This window comes from Dellaglioa sp. CoH-56-MRSF-13, assembly GCF_056782095.1.
This window is the reverse complement of sequence record NZ_JBXAYC010000126.1, coordinates 1-314: the sequence shown is the minus strand read 5'-3', so window position 1 is coordinate 314 and position 314 is coordinate 1. Positions and strand designations below refer to the sequence as shown.

1 protein-coding gene is annotated in these 314 nt (G+C 58.0%); it reads right to left on the bottom strand.

Translation table 11 applies throughout. From position 1 onward, the window contains the following. The coding region (locus AC1RP1_RS08170; RefSeq protein ID WP_481762746.1) for a hypothetical protein at positions 1 to 314 on the bottom strand (314 nt) is incomplete at both ends.

The following is a 314-nucleotide window of genomic DNA, read 5'->3' as shown; positions in this document are numbered from 1 at the left end:
CCTTGAACGCCCAAATCAGTTTCGGCTTATCGTTCGTCTCGTAGTCCATACGAAACGTGTTTGGTGCGATGACCAGACCGTCAAGCGCAAACGGCGCAGTCTCCCGGGCCTCAGCCAGCGCAGCTTCGAGGAACGCGCGGTTCGGCTGCACTTCGAAGAATGGCACCGTTTCGAATCCCCACTGCTTGGCCTTGTTAAGGCCTTGCCGGACAGTACTGATGTCCTCATTGTGGTAGACGCCAAGTACCACCATAGACACGTCGCGGAGCGCCCGACTCGACCACGAGCGATTGAACAAGCCGTTGACCATGGCG